29 protein-coding genes and 1 tRNA gene are annotated in these 26,639 nt (G+C 34.9%); 22 read left to right on the forward strand and 8 right to left on the reverse strand.

Annotation, left to right across the window (positions count from 1 at the left end):
- Window position 1: 1 nt before the first annotated feature.
- Window positions 2-1,159, reverse strand: a complete 1,158-nt coding sequence (dinB, locus tag M2306_RS02210; RefSeq protein ID WP_115090899.1) for a DNA polymerase IV — start codon at window positions 1,157-1,159, stop codon at window positions 2-4.
- Window positions 1,160-1,242: 83 nt separating this feature from the next.
- On the opposite strand from dinB, the gene M2306_RS02215 reads away from it, so the two are divergent.
- On the forward strand, window positions 1,243-2,010 hold the full coding sequence (locus tag M2306_RS02215) for an XRE family transcriptional regulator (RefSeq protein WP_002986099.1): 768 nt from the start codon (window positions 1,243-1,245) through the stop codon (window positions 2,008-2,010).
- A 522-nt stretch (window positions 2,011-2,532) separates the two neighbouring features.
- On the opposite strand, the gene prfB is transcribed toward M2306_RS02215, so the two are convergent.
- Window positions 2,533-3,628, reverse strand: a protein-coding gene (gene prfB, locus M2306_RS02220; protein ID WP_259189012.1) for a peptide chain release factor 2 whose coding sequence is annotated in 2 segments (ribosomal slippage) — window positions 2,533-3,564 and window positions 3,566-3,628 — 1,095 coding nt in all. Because the reading frame shifts where the segments join, the coding sequence is not laid out codon by codon here.
- A 46-nt stretch (window positions 3,629-3,674) separates the two neighbouring features.
- Between prfB and M2306_RS02225 the strand changes: the two genes are divergently transcribed.
- The 4 genes from M2306_RS02225 (at window position 3,675) to M2306_RS02240 (ending at window position 6,474) form a co-directional block, all read left to right on the forward strand.
- Complete coding sequence (locus M2306_RS02225) at window positions 3,675-4,700, forward strand: threonine aldolase family protein (protein ID WP_002986095.1); 1,026 nt, start codon at window positions 3,675-3,677, stop codon at window positions 4,698-4,700.
- 104 nt (window positions 4,701-4,804) lie between these two features.
- Window positions 4,805-5,122 carry a DUF6787 family protein gene (locus tag M2306_RS02230; protein ID WP_002986093.1) on the forward strand — a complete coding sequence of 106 codons (318 nt, stop codon included), beginning with the start codon at window positions 4,805-4,807 and terminating at the stop codon, window positions 5,120-5,122.
- 164 nt (window positions 5,123-5,286) lie between these two features.
- Window positions 5,287-5,787 (forward strand): TlpA family protein disulfide reductase, encoded by a 501-nt coding sequence (locus tag M2306_RS02235; RefSeq protein ID WP_259189010.1) that lies wholly within the window; start codon window positions 5,287-5,289, stop codon window positions 5,785-5,787.
- Window positions 5,788-5,799: 12 nt separating this feature from the next.
- Entirely contained in the window at window positions 5,800-6,474 is a 675-nt protein-coding gene (locus M2306_RS02240) for a thioredoxin family protein (RefSeq protein ID WP_259189009.1), read from the forward strand.
- A 141-nt stretch (window positions 6,475-6,615) separates the two neighbouring features.
- Here the strand turns inward: M2306_RS02240 and M2306_RS02245 are convergent, their stop codons facing one another.
- From M2306_RS02245 to dnaA, 4 genes are all read right to left on the reverse strand, one after another.
- Window positions 6,616-6,999: a VOC family protein gene (locus tag M2306_RS02245; RefSeq protein ID WP_259189008.1), complete on the reverse strand. Its 384-nt coding sequence runs from the start codon at window positions 6,997-6,999 to the stop codon at window positions 6,616-6,618.
- Window positions 7,000-7,007: 8 nt separating this feature from the next.
- Window positions 7,008-7,730: an SAM-dependent methyltransferase gene (locus M2306_RS02250; RefSeq protein ID WP_115090889.1), complete on the reverse strand. Its 723-nt coding sequence runs from the start codon at window positions 7,728-7,730 to the stop codon at window positions 7,008-7,010.
- Between the two features lie 102 nt (window positions 7,731-7,832).
- Window positions 7,833-8,291: a low molecular weight protein-tyrosine-phosphatase gene (locus M2306_RS02255; RefSeq protein ID WP_259189007.1), complete on the reverse strand. Its 459-nt coding sequence runs from the start codon at window positions 8,289-8,291 to the stop codon at window positions 7,833-7,835.
- A complete protein-coding gene (dnaA, locus tag M2306_RS02260; RefSeq protein WP_259189006.1) occupies window positions 8,291-9,730 on the reverse strand; it encodes a chromosomal replication initiator protein DnaA in 1,440 nt (479 codons plus the stop codon). The genes M2306_RS02255 and dnaA overlap by 1 nt, the downstream gene beginning before the upstream one ends.
- A 188-nt stretch (window positions 9,731-9,918) precedes the next feature.
- Between dnaA and M2306_RS02265 the strand changes: the two genes are divergently transcribed.
- The 15 genes from M2306_RS02265 (at window position 9,919) to M2306_RS02335 (ending at window position 23,975) form a co-directional block, all read left to right on the forward strand.
- The gene (locus M2306_RS02265; RefSeq protein ID WP_002986080.1) at window positions 9,919-10,329 is read left to right on the forward strand and encodes an acyl-CoA thioesterase; all 411 of its coding nucleotides are present in this window, start codon (window positions 9,919-9,921) and stop codon (window positions 10,327-10,329) included.
- Window positions 10,330-10,382: 53 nt separating this feature from the next.
- A complete protein-coding gene (locus M2306_RS02270; protein ID WP_115090884.1) occupies window positions 10,383-11,114 on the forward strand; it encodes a hypothetical protein in 732 nt (243 codons plus the stop codon).
- Between the two features lie 168 nt (window positions 11,115-11,282).
- Window positions 11,283-12,098 (forward strand): hypothetical protein, encoded by an 816-nt coding sequence (locus M2306_RS02275; protein WP_259189003.1) that lies wholly within the window; start codon window positions 11,283-11,285, stop codon window positions 12,096-12,098.
- A gap of 38 nt (window positions 12,099-12,136) precedes the next feature.
- A complete protein-coding gene (locus M2306_RS02280) occupies window positions 12,137-12,994 on the forward strand; it encodes a DUF3592 domain-containing protein (RefSeq protein WP_259189002.1) in 858 nt (285 codons plus the stop codon).
- Window positions 12,995-13,244: 250 nt separating this feature from the next.
- Window positions 13,245-15,476, forward strand: coding sequence for a CotH kinase family protein (locus M2306_RS02285; RefSeq protein WP_259189000.1), 2,232 nt, complete (start codon window positions 13,245-13,247; stop codon window positions 15,474-15,476).
- 179 nt (window positions 15,477-15,655) lie between these two features.
- A complete protein-coding gene (locus M2306_RS02290) occupies window positions 15,656-16,348 on the forward strand; it encodes a hypothetical protein (protein ID WP_259188999.1) in 693 nt (230 codons plus the stop codon).
- A gap of 8 nt (window positions 16,349-16,356) precedes the next feature.
- Window positions 16,357-16,992 carry a hypothetical protein gene (locus tag M2306_RS02295; protein WP_259188997.1) on the forward strand — a complete coding sequence of 212 codons (636 nt, stop codon included), beginning with the start codon at window positions 16,357-16,359 and terminating at the stop codon, window positions 16,990-16,992.
- On the forward strand, window positions 16,962-17,738 hold the full coding sequence (locus M2306_RS02300; RefSeq protein ID WP_259188996.1) for a sensor histidine kinase: 777 nt from the start codon (window positions 16,962-16,964) through the stop codon (window positions 17,736-17,738). The genes M2306_RS02295 and M2306_RS02300 overlap by 31 nt, the downstream gene beginning before the upstream one ends.
- On the forward strand, window positions 17,728-18,390 hold the full coding sequence (locus M2306_RS02305; protein ID WP_259188995.1) for a response regulator transcription factor: 663 nt from the start codon (window positions 17,728-17,730) through the stop codon (window positions 18,388-18,390). The genes M2306_RS02300 and M2306_RS02305 overlap by 11 nt, the downstream gene beginning before the upstream one ends.
- A 312-nt stretch (window positions 18,391-18,702) precedes the next feature.
- Entirely contained in the window at window positions 18,703-19,749 is a 1,047-nt protein-coding gene (locus M2306_RS02310) for a hypothetical protein (protein ID WP_310503473.1), read from the forward strand.
- A gap of 7 nt (window positions 19,750-19,756) precedes the next feature.
- On the forward strand, window positions 19,757-21,166 hold the full coding sequence (locus M2306_RS02315) for a hypothetical protein (protein WP_498882740.1): 1,410 nt from the start codon (window positions 19,757-19,759) through the stop codon (window positions 21,164-21,166).
- 146 nt (window positions 21,167-21,312) lie between these two features.
- The gene (locus M2306_RS02320; RefSeq protein WP_259188992.1) at window positions 21,313-22,260 is read left to right on the forward strand and encodes a hypothetical protein; all 948 of its coding nucleotides are present in this window, start codon (window positions 21,313-21,315) and stop codon (window positions 22,258-22,260) included.
- 34 nt (window positions 22,261-22,294) lie between these two features.
- Complete coding sequence (locus M2306_RS02325) at window positions 22,295-23,020, forward strand: hypothetical protein (protein WP_259188991.1); 726 nt, start codon at window positions 22,295-22,297, stop codon at window positions 23,018-23,020.
- A gap of 41 nt (window positions 23,021-23,061) precedes the next feature.
- Window positions 23,062-23,190, forward strand: coding sequence for a hypothetical protein (locus M2306_RS02330; RefSeq protein WP_259188990.1), 129 nt, complete (start codon window positions 23,062-23,064; stop codon window positions 23,188-23,190).
- A 206-nt stretch (window positions 23,191-23,396) separates the two neighbouring features.
- Entirely contained in the window at window positions 23,397-23,975 is a 579-nt protein-coding gene (locus M2306_RS02335; RefSeq protein WP_259188989.1) for a YdeI/OmpD-associated family protein, read from the forward strand.
- A gap of 76 nt (window positions 23,976-24,051) precedes the next feature.
- On the opposite strand, the gene M2306_RS02340 is transcribed toward M2306_RS02335, so the two are convergent.
- A tRNA-Met gene (locus tag M2306_RS02340) sits at window positions 24,052-24,125 on the reverse strand.
- A 149-nt stretch (window positions 24,126-24,274) separates the two neighbouring features.
- Here M2306_RS02340 and M2306_RS02345 point away from each other — a divergent pair.
- Window positions 24,275-24,661, forward strand: coding sequence for an START-like domain-containing protein (locus M2306_RS02345; RefSeq protein ID WP_036462682.1), 387 nt, complete (start codon window positions 24,275-24,277; stop codon window positions 24,659-24,661).
- A 54-nt stretch (window positions 24,662-24,715) separates the two neighbouring features.
- A complete protein-coding gene (locus M2306_RS02350) occupies window positions 24,716-25,561 on the forward strand; it encodes an aminotransferase class IV (RefSeq protein ID WP_259188986.1) in 846 nt (281 codons plus the stop codon).
- Window positions 25,562-25,996: 435 nt separating this feature from the next.
- Here M2306_RS02350 and M2306_RS02355 read toward each other — a convergent pair whose 3' ends face one another.
- Window positions 25,997-26,560 carry a YqgE/AlgH family protein gene (locus M2306_RS02355; RefSeq protein ID WP_259188985.1) on the reverse strand — a complete coding sequence of 188 codons (564 nt, stop codon included), beginning with the start codon at window positions 26,558-26,560 and terminating at the stop codon, window positions 25,997-25,999.
- Between the last annotated feature and the right edge of the window lie 79 nt (window positions 26,561-26,639).

A 26,639-nucleotide genomic window follows, 5' to 3' on the forward strand; every position in this document is an offset into this window, starting at 1 on the left:
GTTATTTCTTTTTAGATTTGAGTAGGGCACTGGAGCAACGGTGAACTGCCTGCATGCCGTATTGTTTTTTGATGTGATCCATGGCTTCATACAGTGCCATGATTTCCTGGGAGTCTTCAAATAGATTAATCTGATAATTTCCGCGGACTAAACCACTGAAATTGATGCCAATTAAGCGGAGACGCATCCGACGCTGGTAGTGTTTTTCAAACAAATCCAACACATAGGCATTGAGGACGTGATCTGCGGATGTATAGGCAATTTTACATTGCTTGGTCTCGGTATCGAAATTGGTATAGCGAATCTTGACAGAGACAACAGAAGTAAGCCAACCTTCCGAACGCAATTGAAAAGCCAATTGCTCTACCATTCCCAATAACGTTGTCCGCAATAAGGTCAAGTCAATGGTGTCTTGTGAAAATGTATGCTCGGTTGATATGGATTTGCGTTCTCGATAAGGTTCAACAGGGGTAAAATCAATACCATTGGCTTTTCTCCAAAGGTCTAAACCATTTTTACCGAGCAATTGGGACAAAATTTCAGCAGGCATGGTAGATAGCGTTTCAATCGTTCGAATACCCAAACGCGCCAAAGAATCATAAGTAGCCTGTCCCAGCATGGGGATTTTTCGAATGGATAAGGGATTGAGAAACGGCTGTACTTCTTTTTCGGGAATAATCAATGCGCCTGAAGGTTTGGCTTCATTGGTTCCCATTTTAGATACTGTCTTATTGATGGACATGGCATAGCTCAACGGTAGATGCGTTTCTTTTTGGATGGTAGCGATCAATTCAGAGGTCCATTGAAGGGTACTATGAAAGCGATCCATTCCCGTTAAATCAAGATAGAACTCATCAATACTGGCTTTTTCCATTACAGGAGCTTTTTCAGCTATAATTTCGGTCACTTCTGCAGACATTTTACTATAAAGTTCCATGTCGCCTTTGATGATTTTGGCTTGGGGACACAAACGCATGGCCATGCGAATTGGCATAGCAGAACGCACGCCAAAAGCACGAGCTTCATAGGAGCAGCTCGATACCACGCCGCGGTCCCCGCCACCTATAATAAGAGGAATACCAGCGAGTTGTCGATTAGTTAATCGCTCACAAGAAACAAAAAAACTGTCCAGATCTAAATGTACAATAGCGCGTTGCATCTTCCTAATAGTAAATTATTTTAAACAAACTTACTACGTATGTTAGCAATTATTAGTATATTTGATGCTATAAATAATAGCAAATGTCATACTTATCAGATAACATCAGGTATTTACGAGCACAGAAAGAATTGTCTCAGCAAAAAGTAGCCGATTCGCTACTTATTACGCGTGCCCGTTATTCAAAATATGAAGAAGGAGCCTCTGAACCTCCTTTGGAAGTTTTGTTGAAAATCTCTCGCTATTTTCATGTGAGTGTGGATCTACTCATTTCAGTTGATTTGAGAAAGGTACCTATGCAGGATTTATTAAAATTAGAGGATAATCGTATTTTATTGCCGATTATGGTAGATCCCAATGGCAATAATTTTATTGAAATAATTCCGCATAAGGCAAGAGCAGGATATTTATCTGGATATGCAGATCCAGAATTTATTCAGAACCTTGATCAGATTTCCTTGCCTTTTCTACGAGAGGGCAAATACAGGGCTTTTCCGATTGAAGGAGATTCTATGCCTCCACATCAGGAAGGTTCGTTTATTATTGGTAGTTATATTGAGCAATTAGAGGATATCCGCAATGGGCGAACGTATATTATTATGACCGCAAATGAAGGAGTAGTGTATAAACGCGTGTATCGCATTGATAAGGAAACGTATGAATTGCATTCAGATAATACATTTTATGAACCGTACCGCATTAAGGCTTATGATATCTTGGAAATTTGGGAGTATGCTTCGAGTATCGCTACAGAAGAATTTAAACCAGAAGATTTAGGAGAGGCAGATACCAAAGCGATGTTTCAGGAAATTCGTCACATGTTGAAAGATGTAATGAAAAAGGTAAATTAAGGTGAGGCGATGAGAATGGGTGAGGGGTGCTCTTTGTGAGGTTTGTGCTTTGTGAGGTTTGTACTTTGTGAGGTTTGCTCTTTGTGAGGTTTGCTCTTTGTGAGGTTTGTGCTTTGTGAGGTTTGTACTTTGTGAGGTTTGTGCTTTGTGAGGTTTGTGCTTTGTGAGGTTTGTACTTTGTGAGGTTTGTACTTTGTGAGGTTTGCTCTTTGTGAGGTTTGCTCTTTGTGAGGTTTGCTCTTTGTGAGGTTTGCTCTTTGTGAGGTTTGCTCTTTGTGAGGTTTGCTCTTTGTGAGGTTTGTGCTTTGTTAGATTTATCGATTAAAGAAGAATTTTCTTTAGACAAACTCCTAACCCTTAACTCATAATCTCTTGACTCATAATTCCTTAACCCTTAACTCATAATCTCTTGACTCATAATTCCTTAACCCTTAACTCCTAACCCTTACCTCTTAACTCACAAAAAAACACCCTTCGCAATGATATAAAAAAAGTGCTAACCTTCTTGGTTAGCACTTTTTTTTATTCTTCTTGTTGTCCCATCATCATCAAATACGCTTTTAAGAAAGCATCAATTTCACCGTCCATCACCGAATCAACATCTGTTGTTTCATGGCCTGTTCGTACATCTTTGACTAATTTATACGGATGCATAACGTAATTGCGAATTTGCGATCCCCATTCAATTTTCTTCTTATTTGCTTCAATCTCATCGCGCATGGCTTGTTTTTTCTTCAACTCAATTTCGTAAAGCTGAGATTTTAAGAGCTGCATCGCTTTGATTTTATTATCCAATTGAGAACGAGTTTCAGAATTTTCAATGATAATACCCGTTGGGTGGTGTCGTAAACGAACCGCAGTTTCTACTTTGTTTACGTTTTGTCCACCTGCGCCACTAGAACGCATGGTTTCCCAAGAAATATCTGAAGGGCTAATTTCAATTTCAATCGTGTCATCGGCTAATGGATACACGTAAACAGAGGCAAAAGAAGTATGACGTTTGGCATTACTGTCAAAAGGAGAAATACGAACTAAACGATGTACGCCATTTTCACCCTTTAAGTAACCAAAAGCAAACTCGCCTTCAATTTCTAAGGTTACCGTTTTTACACCTGCAACCTCACCTTCTTGATAGTTGAGTTCCTTTACTTTATACCCGCTGTTATCAGACCACATGATGTACATACGCATCAGCATAGCAGCCCAATCACAACTCTCTGTTCCACCTGCACCAGCAGTAATTTGCAAGACAGCACTCATGTTATCTCCTTCATCGGATAACATGTTTTTGAATTCCAAATTCTCAATTAGTTCGAGTGTACTCTTATATTGTTCTACAACTTCTTCTTCCGCTACTTCTTTGGCGTTGTAGAATTCAATTAGAATCTGAAGCTCTTCCAAATAATCTTTGGCTTGCTCATAATCCTCAATCCATTTTTTCTTGGATTTTAGATTTTTGACAATAATTTCAGCTTCTTTTGAATTATTCCAAAAGTCTGGAGCAAACGTTTTTTCTTCTTCGTTTGCAATTTCAATTAACTTCTTATCGACGTCAAAGATACCTCCTTAACGCACCAAGGCGATCAATAATGTCCTTCTGTTGTTCTGTGGTTACCATAATTTTTAATACTTTTACAAGCAAAAATACTTATTCCTGCGAATTTATGGAAATTAATTTAATTAGCGATACAATTACAAAGCCTACTCCTGAAATGTTAAATTATATGTTGAAAGCGAGAGTAGGAGATGATGTTTATAAACAAGATGGTAGTACCAATGAATTAGAAACGGCTGTGGCTGAATTGTTTGGAATGGAAGCTGCTTTGTTTTTCCCTTCGGGAACTATGGCTAATCAAGTTGCTATCAAACTACATACACAACCTGGAGATCAATTGATTTGTGATCGAAGCTCCCATATTTATCAGTTTGAAGGAGGGGGAGCTGCGGTGAATCACGGGGTAAGTAGTGCCTTAGTTGATGGAGATCGCGGACGAATTACAGCTGAAGATGTGCTCTATCACTATACTGACCCTAACAATATCCATTTACCTGTTACCAAATTAGTTTGTTTAGAAAATACGACGAATATGGGCGGAGGAGCGTGTTATGAGTTAAGTGAAATTGAACGCATCAAAGAAGTATGTGAAGCGCGCAATATCAAATTGCATTTAGACGGTGCACGTTTGTGGAATGCTTTAGTAGCTAAATCTCAACATCCAACGCAGTTTGGAGCACTATTTGATACTATTTCTGTTTGTTTTTCTAAGAGCTTAGGAGCTCCTGTAGGTTCTGTGCTATTAGGATCTAAAGAATTGATTCAACGTGCCATTCGCTTGAGAAAAGTAATGGGAGGGGGGATGAGACAAACGGGATACTTAACGTCTGCCGCTTTGTTTGCGTTAAAAAATAATGTAAGTCGCCTACAACGAGACCATTATCGCGCCAAGCAAATTGAAATGTTACTCAATAAAAAAACATGGGTAAAAGAGATTTTACCTGTACAAACAAATATTCTGGTTTTTCGATTGGAAGATGATGCGAATATCAAACCCTTTTTAGATAAGCTCAAACAAAAAAATATTCTAATTAGCGAAATCGGCAAAGGATGGTTGCGCATTGTAACGCATTTAGATTATCGCGAAGTGATGCATGAATATGTACTAGAAACACTGAATCAAATTGAACTATAAAAAATATAAAAGCCATTCATTTGAATGGCTTTTATATTTAAGTAAAAATTAGTTTTTTACTACTCAAAAAAAGCACTACTTTTGTTTAGATTTAAAATAAATAAATGGAAAAGTTAAAGCAACGTTGGGGACTTACTTCTAATTTTCAAGTTGTAATAATAGTAATCGTATTTGCAATTACGGGTTCAACAGCAGCGTTTATTTCGAAACCTATCTTGACTTATTTAGGAATAGAAAGAGGATTGACCCATCCTTTGTTGTATTGGGTACTATATGTTTTAATTATTTTCCCCATGTATAAAGTCATCTTGATTTGTATCGGAACTTTATTTGGTCAACGTGAGTTCTTCTGGAATTTCGTAAAAAAAATGTTGACTCGAATGGGATTAGGGTTCATTTACCCCAAAGAAAAAACAAAGTAAGACTGGATCAGTCCATCATATAAAGGAATAATAAAATAGCGAAGCTTCTGCTTCGCTATTTTTGTTTGCAGTTTTACCTAGCACAATGTGATAAAAGTAAAAAACGAAAACACGACCTCACAAAAAAAAATTATATTTGTTAGAGACTCATAAGTATAGATTAGATGACTAGATATGTAATACTAAGTGTACTCTTCTTTGCAGCAGTAAGTTGTAAGAAAGGAGAGGTACAAAAAGAACCTTTTGGATTAGAAGGAGTCGTGGAGGATTATCATGTACTTTTAGAAGCTGTTAATCACCAAGATGACAAAATGTACGTGGTGAATTTTTGGGCCACTTGGTGTGTACCTTGTGTAAAAGAATTACCTGATTTTGTTCAATTGTACAATGAAAATAAAGAGCGAACTGATTTTGAAATGGTTTTGGTTAGTTTGGATCGAGCTCGCGATTTTGAAACCAAAGTAAAACCCTTTGTTACAGCACATCAGTTAACCCCTCCTGTGGTAGTATTGGCAGATGTGAAACGGATGAATGAATGGATTCCCGCTATTCACAAATCTTGGAGTGGAGCTATTCCCGCTACAGCTATATATAAAAATGGTAAACAAGTGTATTTCCATGAAGGAATACTCACTTATGATGAACTTAAAAAATTAACGCAATAAAAAAATAGAATTATGTTGAAAAATGTTGGTTTAGCAGTACTGTGCAGCCTTGCTTTTATGGCTTGTAAGAAAGATCCAAACAAAATTGAGGCTATTGACCCTACAGAAGAGGTGATCGAGCCTGTAAATGACTTTAAAGAGGTTTCAGGATATAAAATTGGGGATGTGGCGACTGATTTTAGTTTAATCGGAACAGATGGTCAACAACACCGTTTAGCTGATTTTGCTGAAGCAAAAGGGTATATCGTTATTTTTACTTGTAACCACTGCCCTTATGCACAAGCGTATGAAGAACGCATTGTAGCTTTAGATCAAAAATATAAAGCATTGGGATACCCAGTCGTAGCGATTAATCCGAATGATCCTGTTGCTCAGCCAGAAGACGGATTGGAGTTGATGAAAGTGAGAGCGAAAGAAAAAGGGTTTACATTTCCTTATTTATTAGATGAAGGGCAAAAGATTTATCCACAATATGGAGCAACAAAAACACCACATGTCTTTATCTTGCAAAAAGAAGAAGGTAAAAATGTCGTGAAATACATCGGAGCTATTGACGATAACTATGAAGATGCAAGTCAAGTTTCTGAAAAATACGTAGAAAAAGCAGTCAATGCTTTACTAACAGGAAAAGCAATTGAACAGACGACAACTGTAGCTATTGGTTGTACAATTAAGGTGAAAAAATAATGTAGTGGAGAGGAAAAATGGAGAGGGAGATGGGCGAATCACAATGTAGGAAATAAGTAATAAAACAAAAGCGAAAGATTTTATCTTTCGCTTTTGTTTTATGATACTTTCGGTAGGTCAAAATTATTTCATCATTCCGTTCTATTCTCCTATTTTCAATAAGATTTGATGTAATCCAATGCGATTGCCTTCAGAATCTTCAAATTCAGCAACGGCAAAACCTGCGTCTTCATGTCGATGAATAGGGAAGAGGATTTTGGCACCTTGGTGTACCACACGTTGTATTGTTTGTTCAATATCAAAGGTATTGAAATACAGTAAAACACCTTTATGGGTAGGTTTGTAAATTTCTCCTTTTACCAAAGCACCACTAATGCCTTTTGCTTGTGTGTCTAAAGGAAAATAAGCCATTTCAAGGTTGTCAAAAAAATCTTCTTCTAGGGTTACTTCAAATACCGCACTGTAAAATTCAATGGCACGTGGCATATCGGTAACGGGAATTTCAAAATAAGACGCTACATTCATTTGGAATTTTAATTTTTATGTAGAATAAAAATACAAGGTCTTTTATGCAAATCAATTGTAGTTCTCTTCCAGGCAGTTATTGGTTTCGTTTGGATGAATTCACTTTCTAGTGTAATATCACAAGCGATACACAGTAACGTATTGGGATGTAAGGTTTGAATTAAATCTTGTAACAGTTGATTATTTCTATATGGAGTTTCGATAAAGATTTGCGATTGACTCTTTTCAAAAGACAAACGTTCAAACGTTTTTAAAGCTCCTTTTTTCTCATTTTTATCTATGGGAAGATAACCATTAAAGGCAAAACTCTGCCCATTCATTCCAGAAGCCATTAGGGCAAGTAGAATAGAAGATGGTCCTACTAAGGGTAATACGCGAATGTTTTGTTTGTGCGCTAGTTCAACAATAGTTGCGCCAGGATCAGCAATACCTGGACAACCTGCTTCACTAATGACTCCTACATCTTTGCCTTCTAGTAATGGCTGTATGTACTGTTTGTATGTTGCAGGGTCTGTGTGTTTATTTAATGGGAATAAAATTAATTCCGATTGTTTCTTATCTGGTGCAATTCGCTTGATGAATTTTCGAACTGTTTTTTCATTTTCGACGATGAAAATAGTCAATCGATCGATTGTCTCTTTAACAGCTTGCGGAAGTACTTGCATGGGATCATTGTCTCCCAATGTGGTCGGAATCATGTACAAGTTTCCCGTTTGAGTGGCTTTATCCATAATATTTTGGAACTGTGTTTAAACTACAAAGGTAAGTAAAGCAGTTTAGAAAAAATAAAAGGAAGAAATACAATTTCCTCCTTGAATCTATTATATAAATTACTAAGATTTTAAATCTTTAGCGATAAGCGTACACGCTTCATCAACCAGTTGAAAAACATGCTCAAATCCATCAGGACCTCCGTAATACGGATCGGGAACTTCTGCTTTTTTACCTGGATGAATGACATCCAATAACAGGCGAACCTTCTGTGCATCTTCTGGCTTTTCTGCCAACTGAATTACATTGTTGTAATTCGATTGATCCATGACAAAAATATAATCAAAAGTAGAAAAATCACTCTTTTTAAATTGTCTGGCTCTTTGTGTAGTTAAGTCAATACCGTATTTTTTAGCTACTGCAATGGAACGTTGATCGGGTAATTCACCCACATGCCAATTTCCAGTGCCCGCAGAATCTACTAAAAAGTCTTCTTGGGGAAGTTTAGCTTGTAGAATACCTTCGGCCAAGGGTGACCTACAGATATTACCTAAACAGACCATGAGTACTTTTGCTTTCATTACATATTGAACTTTTGGTTAATTTCATCGTGGAATTTCTTGAATTCCTTATCCGTTTCTAATAGGTTATCTACTGTTTTACAAGCGTGTAATACGGTAGCGTGATCGCGTTTTCCTATTTGAGAACCAATATTAGCCAAAGAAGCTTTCGTGTACTTTTTAGCAAAGAACATGGCTAATTGTCTTGCTTGTACAATATTGCGTTTACGCGTTTTTGATTTCAATGTTTCAATATCCATTTCAAAGTAATCAGAAACCACTTTTTGGATGTAGTCAATTGAAATTTCTTTTTGCGTATGCTTGATGAATTTCTCAATAACTTGACGAGCTAAATCAATAGTAACTTCTTGTTTGTTGAAAGAAGATTGAGCGATTAATGAGATAATAGCCCCTTCTAATTCACGAACGTTTGTCGATACATTTTTAGCCATATACTCGATGATGTTTTCTGGCATTGTCACACCATCGCGGTATAAAATATGTTTAACAATCTTAACTCTAGTTTCAAAATCTGGTGTTTGAATCTCCGCAGATAATCCCCATTTAAAACGAGATAATAAGCGTTGCTCAATATCTTGCATGTCAACAGGAGCCTTATCTGAAGTTAAGATAACTTGTTTTCCATTTTGGTGTAAGTGGTTGAAGATGTGGAAAAATACATCTTGCGTTCCCGACTTACCGGATAAGAATTGAATATCATCGACAATTAATATATCAATTAATTGATAAAAATAGATGAAATCATTTCTTGTTTGTTTGCGAACAGAGTCCACATATTGTTGTGTAAATACTTCCGCAGAAATGTAAAGTACAGTTTTGTCAGGAAAGTATTCTTTGATTTCTACACCAATTGCATGTGCTAAGTGAGTTTTTCCTAATCCAACGCCACCAAAAATCAATAAAGGGTTGAATGAAGTTCCTCCTGGTTTTTTAGACACAGCCATACCTGCAGAACGCGCTAAACGGTTTGCATCTCCTTCTAAGAAGTTATCAAAAGAATAGTTTGAGTTTAATTGTGACTCAATCTTTACATTTCGAATTCCCGGTATAATGAAAGGGTTTTTTAGTTCAGGATTTTTATTCTGAACAGGAACATCCAATTCTTGTGGTTTTACAGGTCCTCGTTGTGAACTAGGTAACTGTTCTGTAAATGGCTGCTTGTTGCCAGATACATTTTCCATTTGTATTTTATATAGTAACTTTGCATTTCCACCTAACACTTTTGTCAACGCAACTTTCAATATACTTACGTAGTGCTCTTCTAGCCATTCATAAAAGAATTTGCTAGGCACTTGTATATAGAGCTTGTCTTCAGTTAATTCAATGGCTTTAATAGGCATGAACCAAGTCTTAAACGCTTGTTCGCCTATGTTGTCCTTTATGAATTCAAGACAAGCATTCCAAGCAGATTGCGCTGTCATGTCTTTGTATTCGTGCATTTTTGGTTAGATTTTTAAAAAAACAGTTACTATTTTTGAATGTTTTTTGGATTGATGTCGGTGTCGAATCAGATGGCAAATATGTGAACAATTTTTGGGATAAAAAAACGAATTAGTCATTGTAATTTTCAAAAAAAAATGGTAAGTACATTTATAATTCAATTAGTCAAATAAAATTTAAAAGGAATATGAAAAAATTCGATTACACAGTACGTGTGCGTTATGCAGAAACAGATCAGATGGGAGTCGTGTACCATGGTAATTATGCACAATACTTTGAAATAGGGAGAGTTGAGTGGTTGCGAAACTTAGGGATTTCGTATAAGCAAATGGAGGAATTGGGAATCATGCTTCCAGTCGTATCCTTAACCATGAACTATAAAAAACCAGCAAAGTATGATGAAGACTTATGTATTCGCACCATATTTAAAAAATGCAGTGGGGTAAAAATTGAATTCGATTATGAATTATATAATCAAAATAACGAGTTATTAACAACGGGATATTCCATGTTGGTGTTTGTTGATATGCAAACAGGTCGTCCAACTGTACCTCCTCCGTATGTGTTAGAAAAAATAAATACAATGCTAGAGGAATAATTTTTTTTATTCTTTGAAGTAATTATATCTTTATCAAAACAAACTAGTAAATTATGAAAAACCTATTGGCGTTATTGAGTATAGTATGTATTGGCTTGAGTGCTTATGCTCAAAGACCAACTTTAATAGATGGACGCGTTCGATTGTACAATGGACAAATTATTCCAGTTTCTATTGAAAATAAAAATACAAAGGAGAAAACTCAATCGGATCAAACAGGTTATTTTTTAATACAAACCCATTTAGGTGATACACTGCGTTTTTCAAGTGAATACAGTGCAACAATGCTCTATGTAATTGATGAAGGTGATTTACAAACAAAACGAATCACTCCCGTATTAGTAAAACCAGGGCAGAAATTAGAAGAAATCGTAATCGTTAAAAAGGAGTTTGGTGAAGGTGAAATGAATTTTGGCGGTAAGAAATTAACACCAGCCGAAAAGCGATACAATAAAAATAATCGCATATTCATGTCGACTAGCGATTTAAAAATGGGAATTACAATTGATGGAATTATCAATCGATTGAATGGAACGCGAAAACGCGATTTGCAAATGATCGAATATGAAAAGATCGAAAACAATGTTGCCTCTTTTTATAAACAATACCCAAGAGAAGAGCTAATGAAAGATTTGGGAATTCCAGAATATCACGTTGATGCTTTTGTTATTTATTTTGTTTCTCAACCCGATACAGATAAAATGAAAGTAGATCAAAGTGAAGGCTATCAAATACTCTTAGCCCAGTATTACGATGAATTCCTCACTTTTATTAAAGGAGAATAAACGCTATATCGCGATATAAACGAACGAAAGGATGAATGTTGTAATTCATCCTTTTTTTTGTTGATGAGGAAAGGAGATAAGGTTTCTTAATTTATATTGTGGTATCTTGCTGATAATACTAAAATTAGCTTTTCTATCTAGAATAGAAAAAAAGAAAAATCAAGCAAGATGAATCAAAAAAGAGGTAAGAAAATTAATTTCCTTCCGATTATTATCGTGTTAATTCTGTTATCCGCAGGTAGTTCATGGGTGCTTTCTATTGTTAGTCTACCAGTTCAAATGGGACAAGCTCTTGTTACGGGCGAATTGTATACAGGACGATTAGAACGAGTTGTAGATGAGCGAGGGAGTGTGGCTGTCGGAATTACTGCTACTGGATCAGACGGAAATCAAGTGTTTATTCCTGCTGAGCGGCTTGAAGATATTACGCATGATTTCTTTTCGGATGTAGATCAAGCGGTATTCCTAGATGCAGAAGGAGGTACGTTTTGGTTGACTTATGAAGATCTGATTCTGGCTTATATTATTCTTGTTCTGGCCTTTTTAGTTTGTAGAATGGCTTTGTTTTTAACTTTATTTGTCTTGCATGCGTTTGCAATTATTACAAATCAGACTGCAGCAGCTACTAGAAAGGGAATTCACCTGTTGATTAAACCTTTGCGTATGCTAATGGTAGGCTATATACTCGTTGTTTTTTATCAATATCGAATTTTTGGTTCCAAAGAAGAAGCGGAGAGCTTTTCTATCTTTATCCTTATTTTTGCCTTGTATGTTCTCTATGTAATTAGTAGAAGGCTGATGGATATACGCGGCTCTTGGATAGTGCAAACAAAAAAGGATAGGCTAATGCCTCCAACTACTACTGGTAGTTCTTCAGAAAAAGCAGAGACACCAACAGCAATGGAGAAACAAGTATTCCAAGATAATGAGTTGATAAAGCGTCAAAAAACAACATTTAAGCACCAAACTTCGCGGTACAACTAAGCAGTTCTCATTGTATGTTTTTTATGATTCTATTCTCTATGATTTTTCTCAGTTTGACTTTATATGGCTGGAGTGGGGTTTTAGCGCTGCTTTTTGGCCTTTGGTTGACCTATAAAATAGGACAACGTCGTTTGCACGCTGGAAAAGGTGGGCTAGGGTGTCTTGGCTTTGGGTATGTTTTTTTGGTGGTAACGATTGTGATGGTTTTTGCAATAAGCATAACCATAGGCATGGGGTCGTCTCTCTATAAAACAACCCAATTGGTAGTAAATGGACAGCGTTATGAAGCAAAAGTTATTTCTTATTCTTCTTATGAAAGCCATGATGCAGATGCGGGAACTACTACAACTATGTTTACACCAACAGTTGAATTTACAACTTTGTCTGGCGTGTTAGTAGCTCATACCTTGTCGTATTCTTCAAGTAGTCAACCAACAATTGAAGCGACTGTAACGGTGTATTACGATGAAACTTCAAAGGATAGTGTGAGTTTTGGTTTTGGTACATTTGCTTTATTTTTTGGTACCTTGCTCATGATGGTCGTCTTGGTATTTGCCCTTTGGGGAATCTTGCTCTATGCAATGAATTACAAGATGGAGTACTATTTGAACGTAATTAAATACATTGGACTTACCTTTTTTATACCAATTGTCATGGTACTTTTTGATGGGTTATTAATTTACGCCTTGTTTTATGGTAATGAGGTCCCTCTTTTTGTCAGTGGAATTCTAGTATTCTTTATTTTGATGCTCACCCTAGGTATTTGGGGGTATATTAAAATGATTCGAACGCATGATATGGTCTGGAAGAAAACAGGACCTACTAGCTGGGCAGCAAATCCAGTTCCTAAAAAGACAAAGAAGGAAAAGGCGAGTACCTGGATCAAGCGAAATTAAAAAGAACTTTTTCGATGAAAGTAGGAAGTACTACTTTTTTAAATCACTAAAATCAAATCAAGCTATAGGAGGCTGTTTAGTAGCTTCAAGTGCACTATTTACTAGTGTTTTGTTCTGAATCACGTAGTTAACTCTGTTGTATCCTTGTGTTTGTTTTTGTTTTTATTTGTGATATTTTACAAAAATAATGGTTTTATTTATGTTAATATTTTAATTTTAAGATAAAATTTTAATCTTTAAAAATTAAAGTATGATGAAAAAATGTTATTTAGTACTCGTTTTTAGTTTGACCTTATCTGTGTTTGGTCAACAAGTAAAACCGCCTGTTTTTTCTGCTGCCAGTGGATTTTATGAACAGGCATTTACTTTACATCTTAGTCATGAAAATTCTAATGTGCAGATTGTCTATACGCTCGATGGATCAGAACCGACCCTTGAGAATTTAGGAGGGAGTACATTTACTTATAAAACCAAATATCCAGAACGCGGAGGTCAATTGCCTTTTGAACTACACCAAGATACGATACGCTCATTGATGTATACAACGCCAATTGCCATCTATGATAGAACGATGGAGCCTAATCGACTAGCGAATATATCGACTACTTTTGAATCCAATCCGTACTTCCCCGCTACTCCTGTAGATAAAAGCTTTGTAGTGAGAGCCAAAGCTTACCTCGATAACCAGCATTTTTCTGAAACAACCACAAGGGTATATTTGATTAATAAAGAATATGCGTTTCCTGTGGTGAATATTAATGTGAATGATGATCAACTCTTTGGTTATGAAAATGGATTGTGGGTAGCAGGAAAAACATTTGATGATTGGCGATTAGCAAATCCACAGGTTGATCAGTATGAAACCACAGTCCCAGCTAATTATTGGGCGAGTGGCTCAGCATCGGAGGTGCCTGTTAACTTCATTTATTTAGCCCATGGAGGGGAGAAAATCAATCAAACGGTAGGTATAAGAAACCACGGCAATGGATCGCGACATTTTAAAAATAGATCCTACCGCATGTATGCAAAATCAGAGTATGGAAAGAAGGATCTGAAGTATAATTTCTTTGATGAATATCCCTACGATAGTTTTAAGCGATTAATTGTAAGAAATTCTGGAAATGATACGTATAGAACGATGTTTAGAGATGCCTTTGTGCAAAAATTAAACGAACATCTGCATTTTGAAACCCAAAAATACCAACCTGTTGTAACGTTTGTCAATGGCGAATATTACGGTTTGATGAATTTACGCGAGCGATATGACGAGAAATATTTTGAACGAGTATACGATATAAAAGAAAGAGACCTCGACTTTTTAGAAAATGCTGGATTAGCAGATGTGGGAGATAATGTACAGTACTTGAAAGTGGTTGATTTTTTTACAAATCAAAATTTAAAAAAGAAGAAAAACTATAAAAAAGCATTGACGTATATTGATGAGGTGAATTTTACCGATTTTCAAATTGCCGAAATCTATGCGGCTAATTTTGATTGGCCACACAACAACAATACCTATTTTAGAAAAAGAGTAGAGTATACCCCTGATGCCCCTTATGGACAGGATGGTCGATTCCGCTGGGTATTCAAAGATTTAGATGCAGGTTTTAATGGAATTGATGAATGGATCAACAATTCTTATAGCCATAATACGTTAGCGTCGGCAATAGCAAGTGAAGATCATATTCTAAAGGGACTCCTCGCTAATGAGACATATAAAAATTATTTCTTAAATCGATTTGCCGATTTAATGAATACGAGCTATAAAGAAGAGCATGTTATTGCGTTGATTAATGAGATGCAAGAACGTATTCGCCCAGAAATGCCCAGATACATTGAACGATGGAATTTACTGACTTCCATGCAAGATTGGGAAAATCGAGTGGAACAAATGAGGGAATTTGCTCGTTTGAGACCGACTTATCAAGACCAACACATTCAAACGCATTTTAATTTGAGTGGAAAGTATCGCTTGAAAGCGCATATTAACGATAAAGACAGAGGATTTGTCAAAGTCAATACCATTGAGATTAACAGCAGTACTGTAGGAGTAGGTGATGAGTATGAGAACTGGCAGGGGTATTATTTTAAAACGATTCCCGTTACAGTAGAAGCCATCGCCCTACCAGGTTATCGCTTTGTACGTTGGGAAGGAGATGTTCAATCCACGCAATCTAAAATTATCATCAATCCTAGAGCAAATTTTAAAGTAAAGGCAATTTTTAAGCGAGCTCAAGGAGAACGCGCAGTGGAACAATTGGATTTTGTACTTTATCCAAATCCAACAACAGATATTTTACATGTTACCTCGGAGTCAGAAAGCGCCATTTCGTATCGCATTTTTGATGCAATTGGACAGGTAATCCAACAAAATACGGTTACAGATCAAGGGATAAATGTAAGTCAATTAAACAAAGGAGTGTATTTGATTGAGTTGAACCAGGATAACAAGCGAGTGGTTAAGCGTTTTGTGAAGAAATAAGAATAGTAGGCATCCTTTTGGATGCCTTTTTTTATCCCATTATCCAGCAATTAATCTCTTTAGCTATACAGCGTTAATAGGGTAATATTTAAGATAAATTAATTTGAAAAATAAGAAGTTAAAAGGTTGTGTTATTTATCTTATCTTTAAAAATTAAAAAATTATACCACCTGAAAATTATGAAACAAATTCTTGAAAACTTGCAAAATTGGCAAACAAAGAAAAAAAATAAAGCTGACATTACAGCTATTTTAATAAAGGCAGAATATTTTGATATTCATTATCTTAAAGGTGATGATGAAGCTAAAAGTTATCATATATACCCGGCATTAGAGATTATTCAAGATAAAGAGAAGAAGACAAAAGAGTATAAATTCATCTTGTATATGGTTGCTGAAAATAAGGATAACAAAAAGTTTTTAGATGATTATAAGGGGGATTTTAATGAAATTATTAGAAAATTTAATGTTGTAAATTATACGCTTGGTGAAGATGTGGAGATTTCTGAAAAAGAAGCAAAAGAAAGAAAAGAGAGATGGAGTAAGGAAATAGCAGATTGGGTGAAAAATAATGAAGTGTTTGATGTATTTGATATTCCGATGGAAGATTTTAATTTCACCAATAAGTGGATTAGCATGGAAGGACATTTTGGTATGAAAGATTGTAATGAAAAAGAAGGTGAAAAAGAAGATAAAAAAGAAGCCCCTATTGAAAAAGCATCTCCTGATATCGTTATTTATCAAACAAATTCAGAATCTAAAGAACAAGCTTTTTTTGATATGGCTAGATTAAGCCCTCCATTTAGGCATACAAAACCCAAAGAAGAATTTGCTTTGCTTCAATATGAAATAGAACCTAAATCACTGGAGTAAAAAAGAAGATGAATGATTACTATTTAGTAATAGCGGATGTTGTAACTGGGTTTATTACGTGTATTACTTTTATTTTGTGTTTAATCAATTTGGCTTTATTCAAACAAGTAAACAAGTATTGTAAAGCACTTTCGTTGTATATTATTTTTTGTTTTTTGTTTGATTTTTCTAATACTGTACTTATTTATTTCCAATACCCAAATGTTGGGTTATTGCCGTTGTTTAATGTGGTTGAGCTGGTACTGCTAGGAACCTTTTTGCATCCAATTAATCCATATCCGAAAATGAGTAAGATTTTTATCGGAGTTGGAGTTTTACTTCATATCTGTGAATTGGTATATTATTTCAATACAAATGATTATATATTGAATAAAGGCCGGGTATTTAACGCTATACTTTTTTTAACCATCTTGTTCAGTATTTTGTATAGAAGTAGTAATGATTTGAAGATGTTACCCTTAATCCACGTCATGATTATTTATTTTGTGATATGTTTTATACAATTTATATTATTAGAGTTTTTAGTTAATATACCTCATGATTCAATCTTTATTACTTGGATGTTATATGCTCTTGCAGGAGGTGTACTGTATAGTATTTCAACGTATTATTTATGGAAAAATATCAAGACCTCGAATATGTAATTCCTTATGTCATAGCATTGGTATTGTTTGTAGTGATCGTATTAGTTGTTTTTACAAGAATACACTTAAAGGCACAAAAGAAAATATATGAGGCACAAATTGAAAAAGGTAAATTAGAAGTTCAACATCAAAAAGATGTTTTGAATAAGGTGATTCAAGTTCAAGAAGAGGAACGAAAAAGAATAGGACGTATTATTCACGATGACATTGGTAATAGGATTCATGTACTATCTATGTGCGTTCAACAAATTGAGATGGCTGAAGGTCGAAGTAAAGATCTTTTGCTAAATCAATTACCTTTATTGAGTGACGCAACTAGAAATATTGCACATGAAATGTATCCCATAGAAATAGAATATTTGGGCTTAAAAGGGATGTTAGAAGAAATGCAAATCCATTTGTATGGACAGATTAATTTTCAATTAGAAATTCCTAAACTGTTCAAAATACAAGATATTCAAATCGAAATTCAAATCTATAGGATTGTTCAAGAGTTCATCAATAATGTGATTAAGTATGCTGCTGCAACGGAAGTAATATTGTGTATTCGCCAAACAGGACAGATGCTTGCTATTTCACTTCATGATAATGGTAAAGGATTTGATTTAACGGAAGTGAAGAAAGGGATGGGAATGAAAAATATCGAATATCGAGTTCAATCTCTTTTTGGAATTTACAAATGGAAAAGTGCTCCTCAAAAAGGGACAACTCTTCTTATGAAAATTAAAATTATACATGAAAAATAATATTACAATTGGTTTAGTAGATGATGATTTACTCTTATTGGAAGGGCTAAATTTAGTATTATCTTCTTTTCCAAAATTGAAAATAACGCTATCAACTACTTATCCAGATAAGGTAATGGAACAGTTGGCAGGATTGAGCGCTATTGATTTTCCAGCTGTATTATTCGTTGATATCAAAATGGAGCCTATGAATGGGTTTGAATTAGTAGAAATACTGAAAGAAAAATATCCATCATTAAAAATCATTATTTTATCTTCTTATTATCGTCAGACCTATTTAGGACAAATGGTTAAACTAGGTGTCTCTTCTTTTTTACCTAAGAATTCTTCTAAAGAATTATTGTTTGAAGCGATTCAAAAGGTGAATGAACACGGGGTTTTCTTTACAGCAAAAGACCAAGAAATGATTGTAGGTTATTTGCAAAATAAAAAATCGCGATATGAAGAAGAACCTACATTTAGCTCAAGGGAGCTAGAGATAATTGAATTAATATGCAAGGAATTTACTAATCAAGAAATTGCTGATGCTCTATTTTTAAGCAAAAGAACGGTAGAAACTCATCGCCAACGTATATTAGAGCGAATTGGTGCTAAAAATACGGTTGGGCTCGTTGTTTATGCCGTGGCGAATCAACTCTATAGTTTGTACTAATGAAGTATTACGTATAAATACGGAAGAATAGATTTGGTATTTAATACTGATTTATTTTTTAATCAACTAGACTTTCTTTGTCTTGTTCGAATGGATATCATTTGAACAAGACTTTTTTTTTGTCCTTTTTTTAAGGGGAAAAAAGGACAGAAAAAATAAGGCTTTTTGACTGATACAAAGAAAGCTATAAATCACTGAATTTACGGGTCAAAGAAGCTTTAGGATCAAGTTAAAAGAGGTGTCTAGTAACCACTTAAAAAACAGGGCATAATCCGAAAAGCCTGAGGAGTAAGAAAATAAAATTTTAAAAGTATGAAAACAATACAAGTCTCGAACGCAAATGATTTGAAAAATCTGTATGACAGATTTCCTGAATTTACAAAAATGCTCACGAATTTAAATTTTGAAAAATTAGCTGATGCAAATAATTTTAGTTTTACCAATTTATTGCAAAGCTGTGAAACATTTGAACCATTTGAAATACTGGTAGTTGAAGATAACACTGTTAATCTGGACGAAAAGTATTTTGAAAACATTGACAAAAAGAAACCAATTATTATCCAAACGGATACAATTAAGTTTCTTGCGAGTAGAATAAAAATACAGGATAGAGAAGGAATTGTATACATTCAGGCTAAAGCAGCTAATGCTGAAATAGGTATTAGTGTAGTTGATATTGTGTATTCAACTACTGATGGTCAAAATGGTAAAAAGGAAAAGGATGGAGAAAAAGGAAAAGATGGCAAAAAGGGAAAGGATGGTGATAATCCATTTATAGGGCCTAGAACGCTAGCGGAAAAGGGAGAAAATGGAGAAAAAGGAAAGGATGGAAAAGTGGGAAGTCATGCAATGAATGCTTTAGATCTTCAGAATTTAACCTTGGAGATTGAAAACATTAGTTTTTTGAAAATAAATATTAATGTAAAACCTGGAAACGGTGGAAACGGTGGTGATGGAAGCAATGGCGGTGCTGGTGGTAATGGCGGCGCTGGTGGTAATGGTCAAGCAAATAGATTTGTAGATGATATTGCTCCAGCAGAAGGCGGAGATGGTGGAAAAGGAGGCGATGCAGGTAACGGTGGAAATGGTGGCAATGCGGGAAATTGGGAGTCAAATTGTTATATCACCATTAAGAATAAGGAAAGCAAAATTACAACAAGCCTTGATTTAGGAAATGGAGGAAGCGGAGGTAAAAGCGGAAATGGTGGTATTGGCGGAAATGGTGGTGCTGGCGGACAAGCTGGAAAAGCAGGGAAGGATAATGCAAAATCCGGAACGGCTGGAGCATCTGGTAATCCTGGAAATGATGGCAGTGTAGGGAAAAAAACGAAAGATGGAGCTATAATAATTTTAAAATAGTTTAAGTATGATTATACCAGAATATGTTAATAGTGTTTTTAAATCTGTTTCAACGATTGAAGAAGGTTTTGAAGCTGCTATTGAGCTTCAGTTGATTGTTCAATACTTTTCAGATTTAAGTAATCAAACAACTTCTATAAATGCTGAAGGATTAAAGGTAAAGAAAAATGACTTTTTTCTAATTGATTCTTTAGCGCGAGTTTTAGCTAGAAACCCCAATACTGTATCTGAGATTAGTATTTATCCAGCTTTAATGGATTGTAATTTATCTTACAATACATGCAATGAAATTCAGTTTATAGAAATATTTCCAAGAACACTTAATTCAGAAATGAGTTCATCCATTACAGATGACGAAGGAACAAACAAAAATAGTAGTCATTCATATACTAGTGGGTCCTCAAATAGTCAATCCAATTCTTTTGGTGTCAACATAGGATATTCCACACTCCAAGGATTTTCTGCAGGTGTTGATTATCGCTTAGCAATAGAAAATAGCAGTCATAGAAGTAATACGATTGCTAATGATACGGGGTATAGATTAGGACAATCTGTACAAGTTTCAATGAGTATAAAAGATTGGGGAGCTTTTGGAATTATCAATCAAAAAGAAAAACAAGTCGATTGGAAATGGGGACAAACCTATCCATGGGATGCAATTTCATTCAATCAAAGAGATTATGAGAATTTTATCCTATTACCTGGATATATGACTCGTAGATTATTAATCAATGAAACAAAGAGTTTAACCTCACCGAATCATCTCTCTATGTATGGAGTAGATTTTCTAATGACCTCAAAAACGAAGATTAAAATTACAGATAATACTCCTGAAAATTCCTTTATAAAACCTGTATTCAATTTGGAAATGCTCCAAGCCAAAAATGCAATAATTCCGCAAGGTGAAAAAGTAGATGTAAAAGTTAAAATAGATCCCAACAGTAGAACATTAGTTTTGCATTCTGAAGAAAAGATTGATTTGTATCAGGTTTCTCTAATTCAATTATCAGAGAAAAACTCCTTACACAATTGCAATATTTTTTTTGACACGGATCCTTATATTTATTTTAAAGATAAAAATTTTAGAGTGAATTCTTCCATCAATAATTTACTAATTGATGGGCTAAATTTTAATTTTTCTAAGGAAAAGGGGCTTGTTGCCCTAGATGAAACGTCGGAATTAGAAGTTTTCTTTAAAATAATAGACAATGCCGTCAATTATGATTTGATCCTAATGCATTGGTTAGAGGGCAATAATACAGGAGTTCAGTTGCAAATTGAAATTAATGATTGTTTTGAAACTACGCTTGAAGTTAATTTTACTGAAGGTAAAGGGGGGCATAATAATAGAAGTGTCATTTCATTGAGAAATACTGAGATTTTAATTCTGCTCATTTTCATGATTATTTGTTGTTAGGATTGAATAAAATTAAAATTAAAATCAAGAAAAAGGACCCTAAGACGATTTATAAATTGTATGGAATTTCTATAACCTAAAAATAGCCTATGGGAAAATTTTTAAGGAAAAAATTTAGGCAAAGAAGTACAAAACGAGACAGAGCAATGTCTAGTTCTAGTGTATGGTCACCTAACCGTCAGAGCTCACGGTACTATCAACGATATACGTTAGATAATGACAAAACGTTGACAAATGCTCAAAATAGACAAAGAGCTTTTCGAACTCTTAGAAAATATAGAGCAGCCTCGAACGCAACAATTCATAGACATAGTAGTGGTTATCACGAGGTAGTGCCTACAGATTTTATAGAAAAAATAGTAGAGGTTAACCATGTTCAAAATACAATAACACGAAGTTCACTGACAAGATTTAATGGTATTACAATTAATCCAGATGTTCAAGCTTCATTGCAAACGCTAGCAGATGGTTTTAGAACAGATACTGCAAGAACAATCTTATCAAGTGCGCAAGGAAGAGTGGCAGGACATTCTGGTTCAGGTATTATTCAGACTAATCAGGCGGAAGCTCATGATATGCTAAGAAATGCGACTTTTAAATTATTAGAAATGCCTTTAAATGGGCTTGGACTTTCTGAAAAATCTGTGGCATGTGTGTTGGGATCTATTGCTGTAACTTCAATAGCCCCTGGTATGTATGCAAGAAATGTTCAAGGAGGAACTCGAAATTTAAAAGACACTGATTTCAAATTGAATTATGAACAGGCAAGAGAGGAAGCGAAAAGTAGGGTGGAACACTTGTATGGTGATTTGACCCTCAGTGAACAGTCTTTTGTTTATGAGCATGCTTCAAACTTTATACAAACTGTTTCTCCACCAGCAACGAGAGGAAGACAACAAGAAAGACTGATTCCTCAAGGAAGAGCTACTTCACCTAGAAGAAGTTTGGATGTAAGAACAGATGAAGTTTCAGGAGGAGCCTATTTACAACAAGGTGGAGTACATGTGCTTTTACCTCAAAAAGATATACCACAAGATATTGAAGCAATAGGGTTTTGGATAACAGAGCCATTTCGAGCAGATAGAAGACAGTAAACAAATAATAACCAATCAAAAAAATAAAAATAAGATGAATCAAACACCAACAGTAGAAGGATGGGCTATTCGAATTAATTCAAAATCAGAATATTTAGAAATTTATCCCAATAGAGAAATTAGAGAAGGATCAAGTAATCCTTCTCAATTTGCAGATCATACCTATGTTGTCTTTCATCACCCTGAAAAAAGATGGGGATGTTTTGGAAGAGATAAAGGAGGGCGCCAGTTACTCGCTGATAAAGGGGATTTTAACGGAGCTGAAACAGCTGCTCACCCTAATGGACAGGCGGGTATTATCTATGGTATTACAGGAGTATGTCATCAAGCAGCTAATCGAATATTAAGAGGAGCTGGTAGCCCAAAGACGGTTAAAGATGCAAAAGGATATTGGGCTTCTTATTTCCTTTATGGTACTTATGGCATTGGTAGCAGTTTTGGATTGGAATTCGAAGCCTTAATTAATAGGGATGAATTAGCAAATTTAAGTGGATATGCTAAAGCAATGGCTTTAAATAGCTTTAAAATTGAGTTTGCAATAAACAATAAACTGCAATACAATATTGAAGAAGTCAAAATCCAACAATTAGCCGAGATCCTCACAACCTATAAGTATGAGACACAATACTATTTAGAAGCTGCTGAAGCGAACTATAATGAGATTATCAATAAGTTGTTAGAGAGTTTTGGAGCCGTTTTATCTAATAAAGAATATGAAGATTTGTTCGATTTTCCTAAAAACCAATATATTATTTTTTAAAAAATATTATATAAAAAAAGAAATCCTTACTATATATCTTGATGAATTTAGTACCATTCATACAAGTATTTGCTTCTAAATTCTTGATTGAGTTCAAAGAAAAAATAATCAATCAATTGGATTGTATGGAAGTGGAAATAATAGCCTTAGTCTATGAAAACACTGCATAATTAACCCCAAATGTAAAAAGGACATCTACTACCAGATGTCCTTCTTCTTTTGTAACTAATGTAGAATAAATAGGGAAAAGATTGCAGTAATTTACTCCTTACTCTTGCCATACAGTTGTCATACGACAGATATAATTTTGTATTGTTCATTCAACGATGATCAACGAAATGAACGCAAGCAATTTTAGAATGATTAAAACAACAGCATGTCTAAAGAAATAGAAACTTATTATCCTCAAAGCAGAGAAGAATGGAGGCAATGGTTGGAAGAAAACCATCAGTCTAAATCCTCTATTTGGCTTGTTTATTACACCAAAAAGTCAAATATTCCTTCCATTAGTTGGCGGGAAGCAGTAGATGAAGCACTTTGTTTTGGTTGGATTGACAGTACAAGAAAAAAAGTGGACGATTCTTCATCTATCCAGTATTTTAGTAAACGCAAACCTAAAAGTATTTGGTCTAAAATCAATAAAGAGATTGTCCAATCCCTCATTGATAGCAACAGCATGACCAAAGCTGGTTTTGAAAGTATTGAAATTGCCAAGCAGAATGGATCTTGGACTATCTTAGACGAAGTAGAAGAACTAATCATACCAGATGATCTAGAACTAGCTTTTACTAGACACAGCGGTTCAAAAGAGTATTTCTTGAGTTTGAGTAAGTCGACCAAAAAAATACTATTGAGTTGGATTGTCCTGGCCAAACGACACGAAACAAAACAGAAACGGATAGAGGAAGTCGCCGAAAGTATGGGAGGAAAGCAAATGCCAAAACAATTGAAATAATCCTTTTTGTAGTGATTTTTTCAGATATATCCTAAACAAAAAAAGACACAATCATCGATTGTGTCTTTTTCTTTTGTAGCGAAGACGGGAGTTGAACCCGTGACCTCAGGGTTATGAATCCTGCGCTCTAACCAACTGAGCTACCTCGCCAAATGTTGGTTTTTTATTCTATTTCTAGAATGCGAGTGCAAAGTTACTATTATTTTGATATAAAGCAAACGGTAAGCTTCTTAAAAAATATTTTTTTATTACCAAAATATGTTTATATTCGAGGAATTATAACTTTTTTAAGTACAGCTATGAAAGAAAAATATGAATTAGAATTTTCAATAAATTCGTCCCCTCAATTGTTATATCAATACGTGTCAGATCCCTCAGGATTAAGCGAATGGTTTGCTGACAACGTAAACTCAAGAGGAGAAGTATATTCTTTTATATGGGGAGATTCGGAGGAAAAAGCAAGGGTAGTTACACGAAAAACGGACGAAAGAGTACGATATAGATGGCTAGATGAAGAGGGCGATGATACCGAATATTACTTTGAAATTAAAATAATACGCGATGAATTGACAAAAGATGTCACCATTATTGTAACTGATTTCGCAGAAGCAGATGAAATAAATGAATCAAAACAATTGTGGGAAAATCAAATCATGGATTTAAAACAAGTGTTAGGTTCTGCCTAATTTCCATAAAATATAACTTATATTTGCCGTTAATAGTAATCACAAATTAGAACTATGATTAATGTTAACGGCAAACTTGTTTCTACTACAGACCTTGCGATAGAAAACAACCGCGGTTTTTTATATGGAGATGCTGTTTTTGAAACAGTGAGAGTCTTAGATAAAAAAGTTTTATTCGCGGAAGACCACTACTTTAGATTGATGTCTTCGATGCGAATCATGCGTATGGAAATCCCCATGCAATTTACCTTAGAAAATTTTCAAGAAGAAATTATAAAAACAGTTGATGTTAGTGCAAGCGAGGCAAAAGCATTTCGCGTGCGCTTAACTGTTTTCCGTGATGCGGAAGGAAAGTACTTCCCTAAAGAAAATAAAACAATTGGATTTGTACTAACTGCAGAAGTTTTAGAAGATGCAGTATATACGTTTCAAGAGAAGCAGTATGAAGTTGAACTGTACAAAGATTTTTACGTAGCAGCCAATTTACTGTCAACGGTAAAAACAACGAATCGCGCAGTCAATGTACTAGCTAGTATTTTCGCAGCAGAAAATGAGTATCAAAACTGTTTATTGGTGAATGACAAGAAGAACATCATCGAAGCAGTTAATGGAAATTTATTTGTAGTAAGTAAAAACGTAATTAAAACCCCTCCATTAGACGAAGGCTGTGTAAAGGGTATAATGCGCAAGCAAATCATAGAACTCCTCGGAAAACACCCTGAATACACGTTAGAAGAGAGTCCTATTTCTCCATTTGAATTGCAAAAAGCAGATGAGATCTTTATTACCAATGTAATTATAGGGGTTCAACCAGTAACAAAATACAGAAAGAAAACCTTTACGACGCAAGTAGCGAAAGATTTAGTCGATCGCTTGAATGCAAAAATTCGCTTGATGTAGTTTTTTGGGTTATGAGGTTATGGGTTAAAGGTTATGGGTTAAAGGTTATGGGTTAAAGGTTATGGGTTAAAGGTTATGGGTTACGGGGAAATTTTCTAAATAGTAAATTTATCTTTTAATTGATAAAGCTCACAACTTTACAACTTCACAAATAACAACTTCACAAATAACAACTTCACTCAATAAAAATTTATTGATAAAATAAAAAAAGCTTGGATTAGATTTTTAATAGATCTAATTCAAGCTTTTTTTTTGTTTACGGCTTATGAAGTTTATTGATTTTATTCATATGAATACTTATCCAACACCCTCTCATCGCCCTACGATCTCATCGCCTCACCCTCTCATCCTCTCACCATCTTACAACCTCACCCTCTCATAAACCCATCACTCTTAACTTATAACTCTTAACTTATAACTCATAACCAAAAAAAATCAATTCAAATTAGGATTCTCTGGTGCATTAGACCAAATACGAAAATCTTTACCCAATGTTTGTATCGCTTGTTTCCAGTAAGATTTTGTTGCTTGCTCAAAGAGGTTGAAGGGCAAAGTTGATGTTTTTACCCAATTTTGGTTGGTTAATTCCATTTCCAATTGGCCATTGTCCCAGCCAGAATATCCCATGAAAAAACGCAGATCCAAATGAGTGAGTAGTCCCATTTCAATATGGCTAAAAATCGCGCTAAAATCACCTCCCCAATATAGTTGATCCGTGATTGCAATACTATCTGGAATTAAATCGGGGCATTTGTGAATACAAAACAAGCGATCTGATTCAACAGGACCTCCGTGATAGACTGTAAAAGCACCATTGCTTTCTGGTACTAATTCGCTTAACAAATAGGGGGTAGGTTTATTTAAAATAAATCCCATACAGCCATCGATATTGTGATCCGTTAACAGAATAACCGATTTGTTGAATTCGATATCTGTTGGATTATATCCAGAGGGAAGTGCAATTAAATAATCTCCTTTATTAATCTCGTGTTTTGTCATAACAATACGGCATAAAAAAAAGTCTCATTATACAATATAATAAGACTTTTTCAATTTTTTACTATTTTGATCTGTTTAT

This window comes from Myroides gitamensis (assembly GCF_029894455.1).
Taxonomy (GTDB): domain Bacteria; phylum Bacteroidota; class Bacteroidia; order Flavobacteriales; family Flavobacteriaceae; genus Flavobacterium; species Flavobacterium odoratum.

Coding starts and splice junctions, on each gene's coding strand:
- M2306_RS02265 (WP_002986080.1), top strand. CDS start 9,919: ATGAAAAAATTCGATTACACAGTACGTGTGCGTTATGCAGAAACAGAT.
- dinB (WP_115090899.1), bottom strand. CDS start 1,159: ATGCAACGCGCTATTGTACATTTAGATCTGGACAGTTTTTTTGTTTCT.
- M2306_RS02315 (WP_498882740.1), top strand. CDS start 19,757: ATGATTATACCAGAATATGTTAATAGTGTTTTTAAATCTGTTTCAACG.
- M2306_RS02355 (WP_259188985.1), bottom strand. CDS start 26,560: ATGACAAAACACGAGATTAATAAAGGAGATTATTTAATTGCACTTCCC.
- M2306_RS02305 (WP_259188995.1), top strand. CDS start 17,728: ATGAAAAATAATATTACAATTGGTTTAGTAGATGATGATTTACTCTTA.
- M2306_RS02295 (WP_259188997.1), top strand. CDS start 16,357: ATGAATGATTACTATTTAGTAATAGCGGATGTTGTAACTGGGTTTATT.
- M2306_RS02235 (WP_259189010.1), top strand. CDS start 5,287: ATGACTAGATATGTAATACTAAGTGTACTCTTCTTTGCAGCAGTAAGT.
- M2306_RS02320 (WP_259188992.1), top strand. CDS start 21,313: ATGTCTAGTTCTAGTGTATGGTCACCTAACCGTCAGAGCTCACGGTAC.
- M2306_RS02300 (WP_259188996.1), top strand. CDS start 16,962: ATGGAAAAATATCAAGACCTCGAATATGTAATTCCTTATGTCATAGCA.
- M2306_RS02350 (WP_259188986.1), top strand. CDS start 24,716: ATGATTAATGTTAACGGCAAACTTGTTTCTACTACAGACCTTGCGATA.
- M2306_RS02230 (WP_002986093.1), top strand. CDS start 4,805: ATGGAAAAGTTAAAGCAACGTTGGGGACTTACTTCTAATTTTCAAGTT.
- M2306_RS02280 (WP_259189002.1), top strand. CDS start 12,137: ATGATTTTTCTCAGTTTGACTTTATATGGCTGGAGTGGGGTTTTAGCG.
- M2306_RS02245 (WP_259189008.1), bottom strand. CDS start 6,999: ATGAATGTAGCGTCTTATTTTGAAATTCCCGTTACCGATATGCCACGT.
- M2306_RS02275 (WP_259189003.1), top strand. CDS start 11,283: ATGAATCAAAAAAGAGGTAAGAAAATTAATTTCCTTCCGATTATTATC.
- M2306_RS02255 (WP_259189007.1), bottom strand. CDS start 8,291: ATGAAAGCAAAAGTACTCATGGTCTGTTTAGGTAATATCTGTAGGTCA.
- M2306_RS02310 (WP_310503473.1), top strand. CDS start 18,703: ATGAAAACAATACAAGTCTCGAACGCAAATGATTTGAAAAATCTGTAT.
- M2306_RS02250 (WP_115090889.1), bottom strand. CDS start 7,730: ATGGATAAAGCCACTCAAACGGGAAACTTGTACATGATTCCGACCACA.
- M2306_RS02285 (WP_259189000.1), top strand. CDS start 13,245: ATGATGAAAAAATGTTATTTAGTACTCGTTTTTAGTTTGACCTTATCT.
- M2306_RS02270 (WP_115090884.1), top strand. CDS start 10,383: ATGAAAAACCTATTGGCGTTATTGAGTATAGTATGTATTGGCTTGAGT.
- M2306_RS02335 (WP_259188989.1), top strand. CDS start 23,397: ATGTCTAAAGAAATAGAAACTTATTATCCTCAAAGCAGAGAAGAATGG.
- M2306_RS02290 (WP_259188999.1), top strand. CDS start 15,656: ATGAAACAAATTCTTGAAAACTTGCAAAATTGGCAAACAAAGAAAAAA.
- M2306_RS02330 (WP_259188990.1), top strand. CDS start 23,062: ATGAATTTAGTACCATTCATACAAGTATTTGCTTCTAAATTCTTGATT.
- M2306_RS02215 (WP_002986099.1), top strand. CDS start 1,243: ATGTCATACTTATCAGATAACATCAGGTATTTACGAGCACAGAAAGAA.
- dnaA (WP_259189006.1), bottom strand. CDS start 9,730: ATGCACGAATACAAAGACATGACAGCGCAATCTGCTTGGAATGCTTGT.
- M2306_RS02240 (WP_259189009.1), top strand. CDS start 5,800: ATGTTGAAAAATGTTGGTTTAGCAGTACTGTGCAGCCTTGCTTTTATG.
- M2306_RS02345 (WP_036462682.1), top strand. CDS start 24,275: ATGAAAGAAAAATATGAATTAGAATTTTCAATAAATTCGTCCCCTCAA.
- M2306_RS02225 (WP_002986095.1), top strand. CDS start 3,675: ATGGAAATTAATTTAATTAGCGATACAATTACAAAGCCTACTCCTGAA.
- M2306_RS02325 (WP_259188991.1), top strand. CDS start 22,295: ATGAATCAAACACCAACAGTAGAAGGATGGGCTATTCGAATTAATTCA.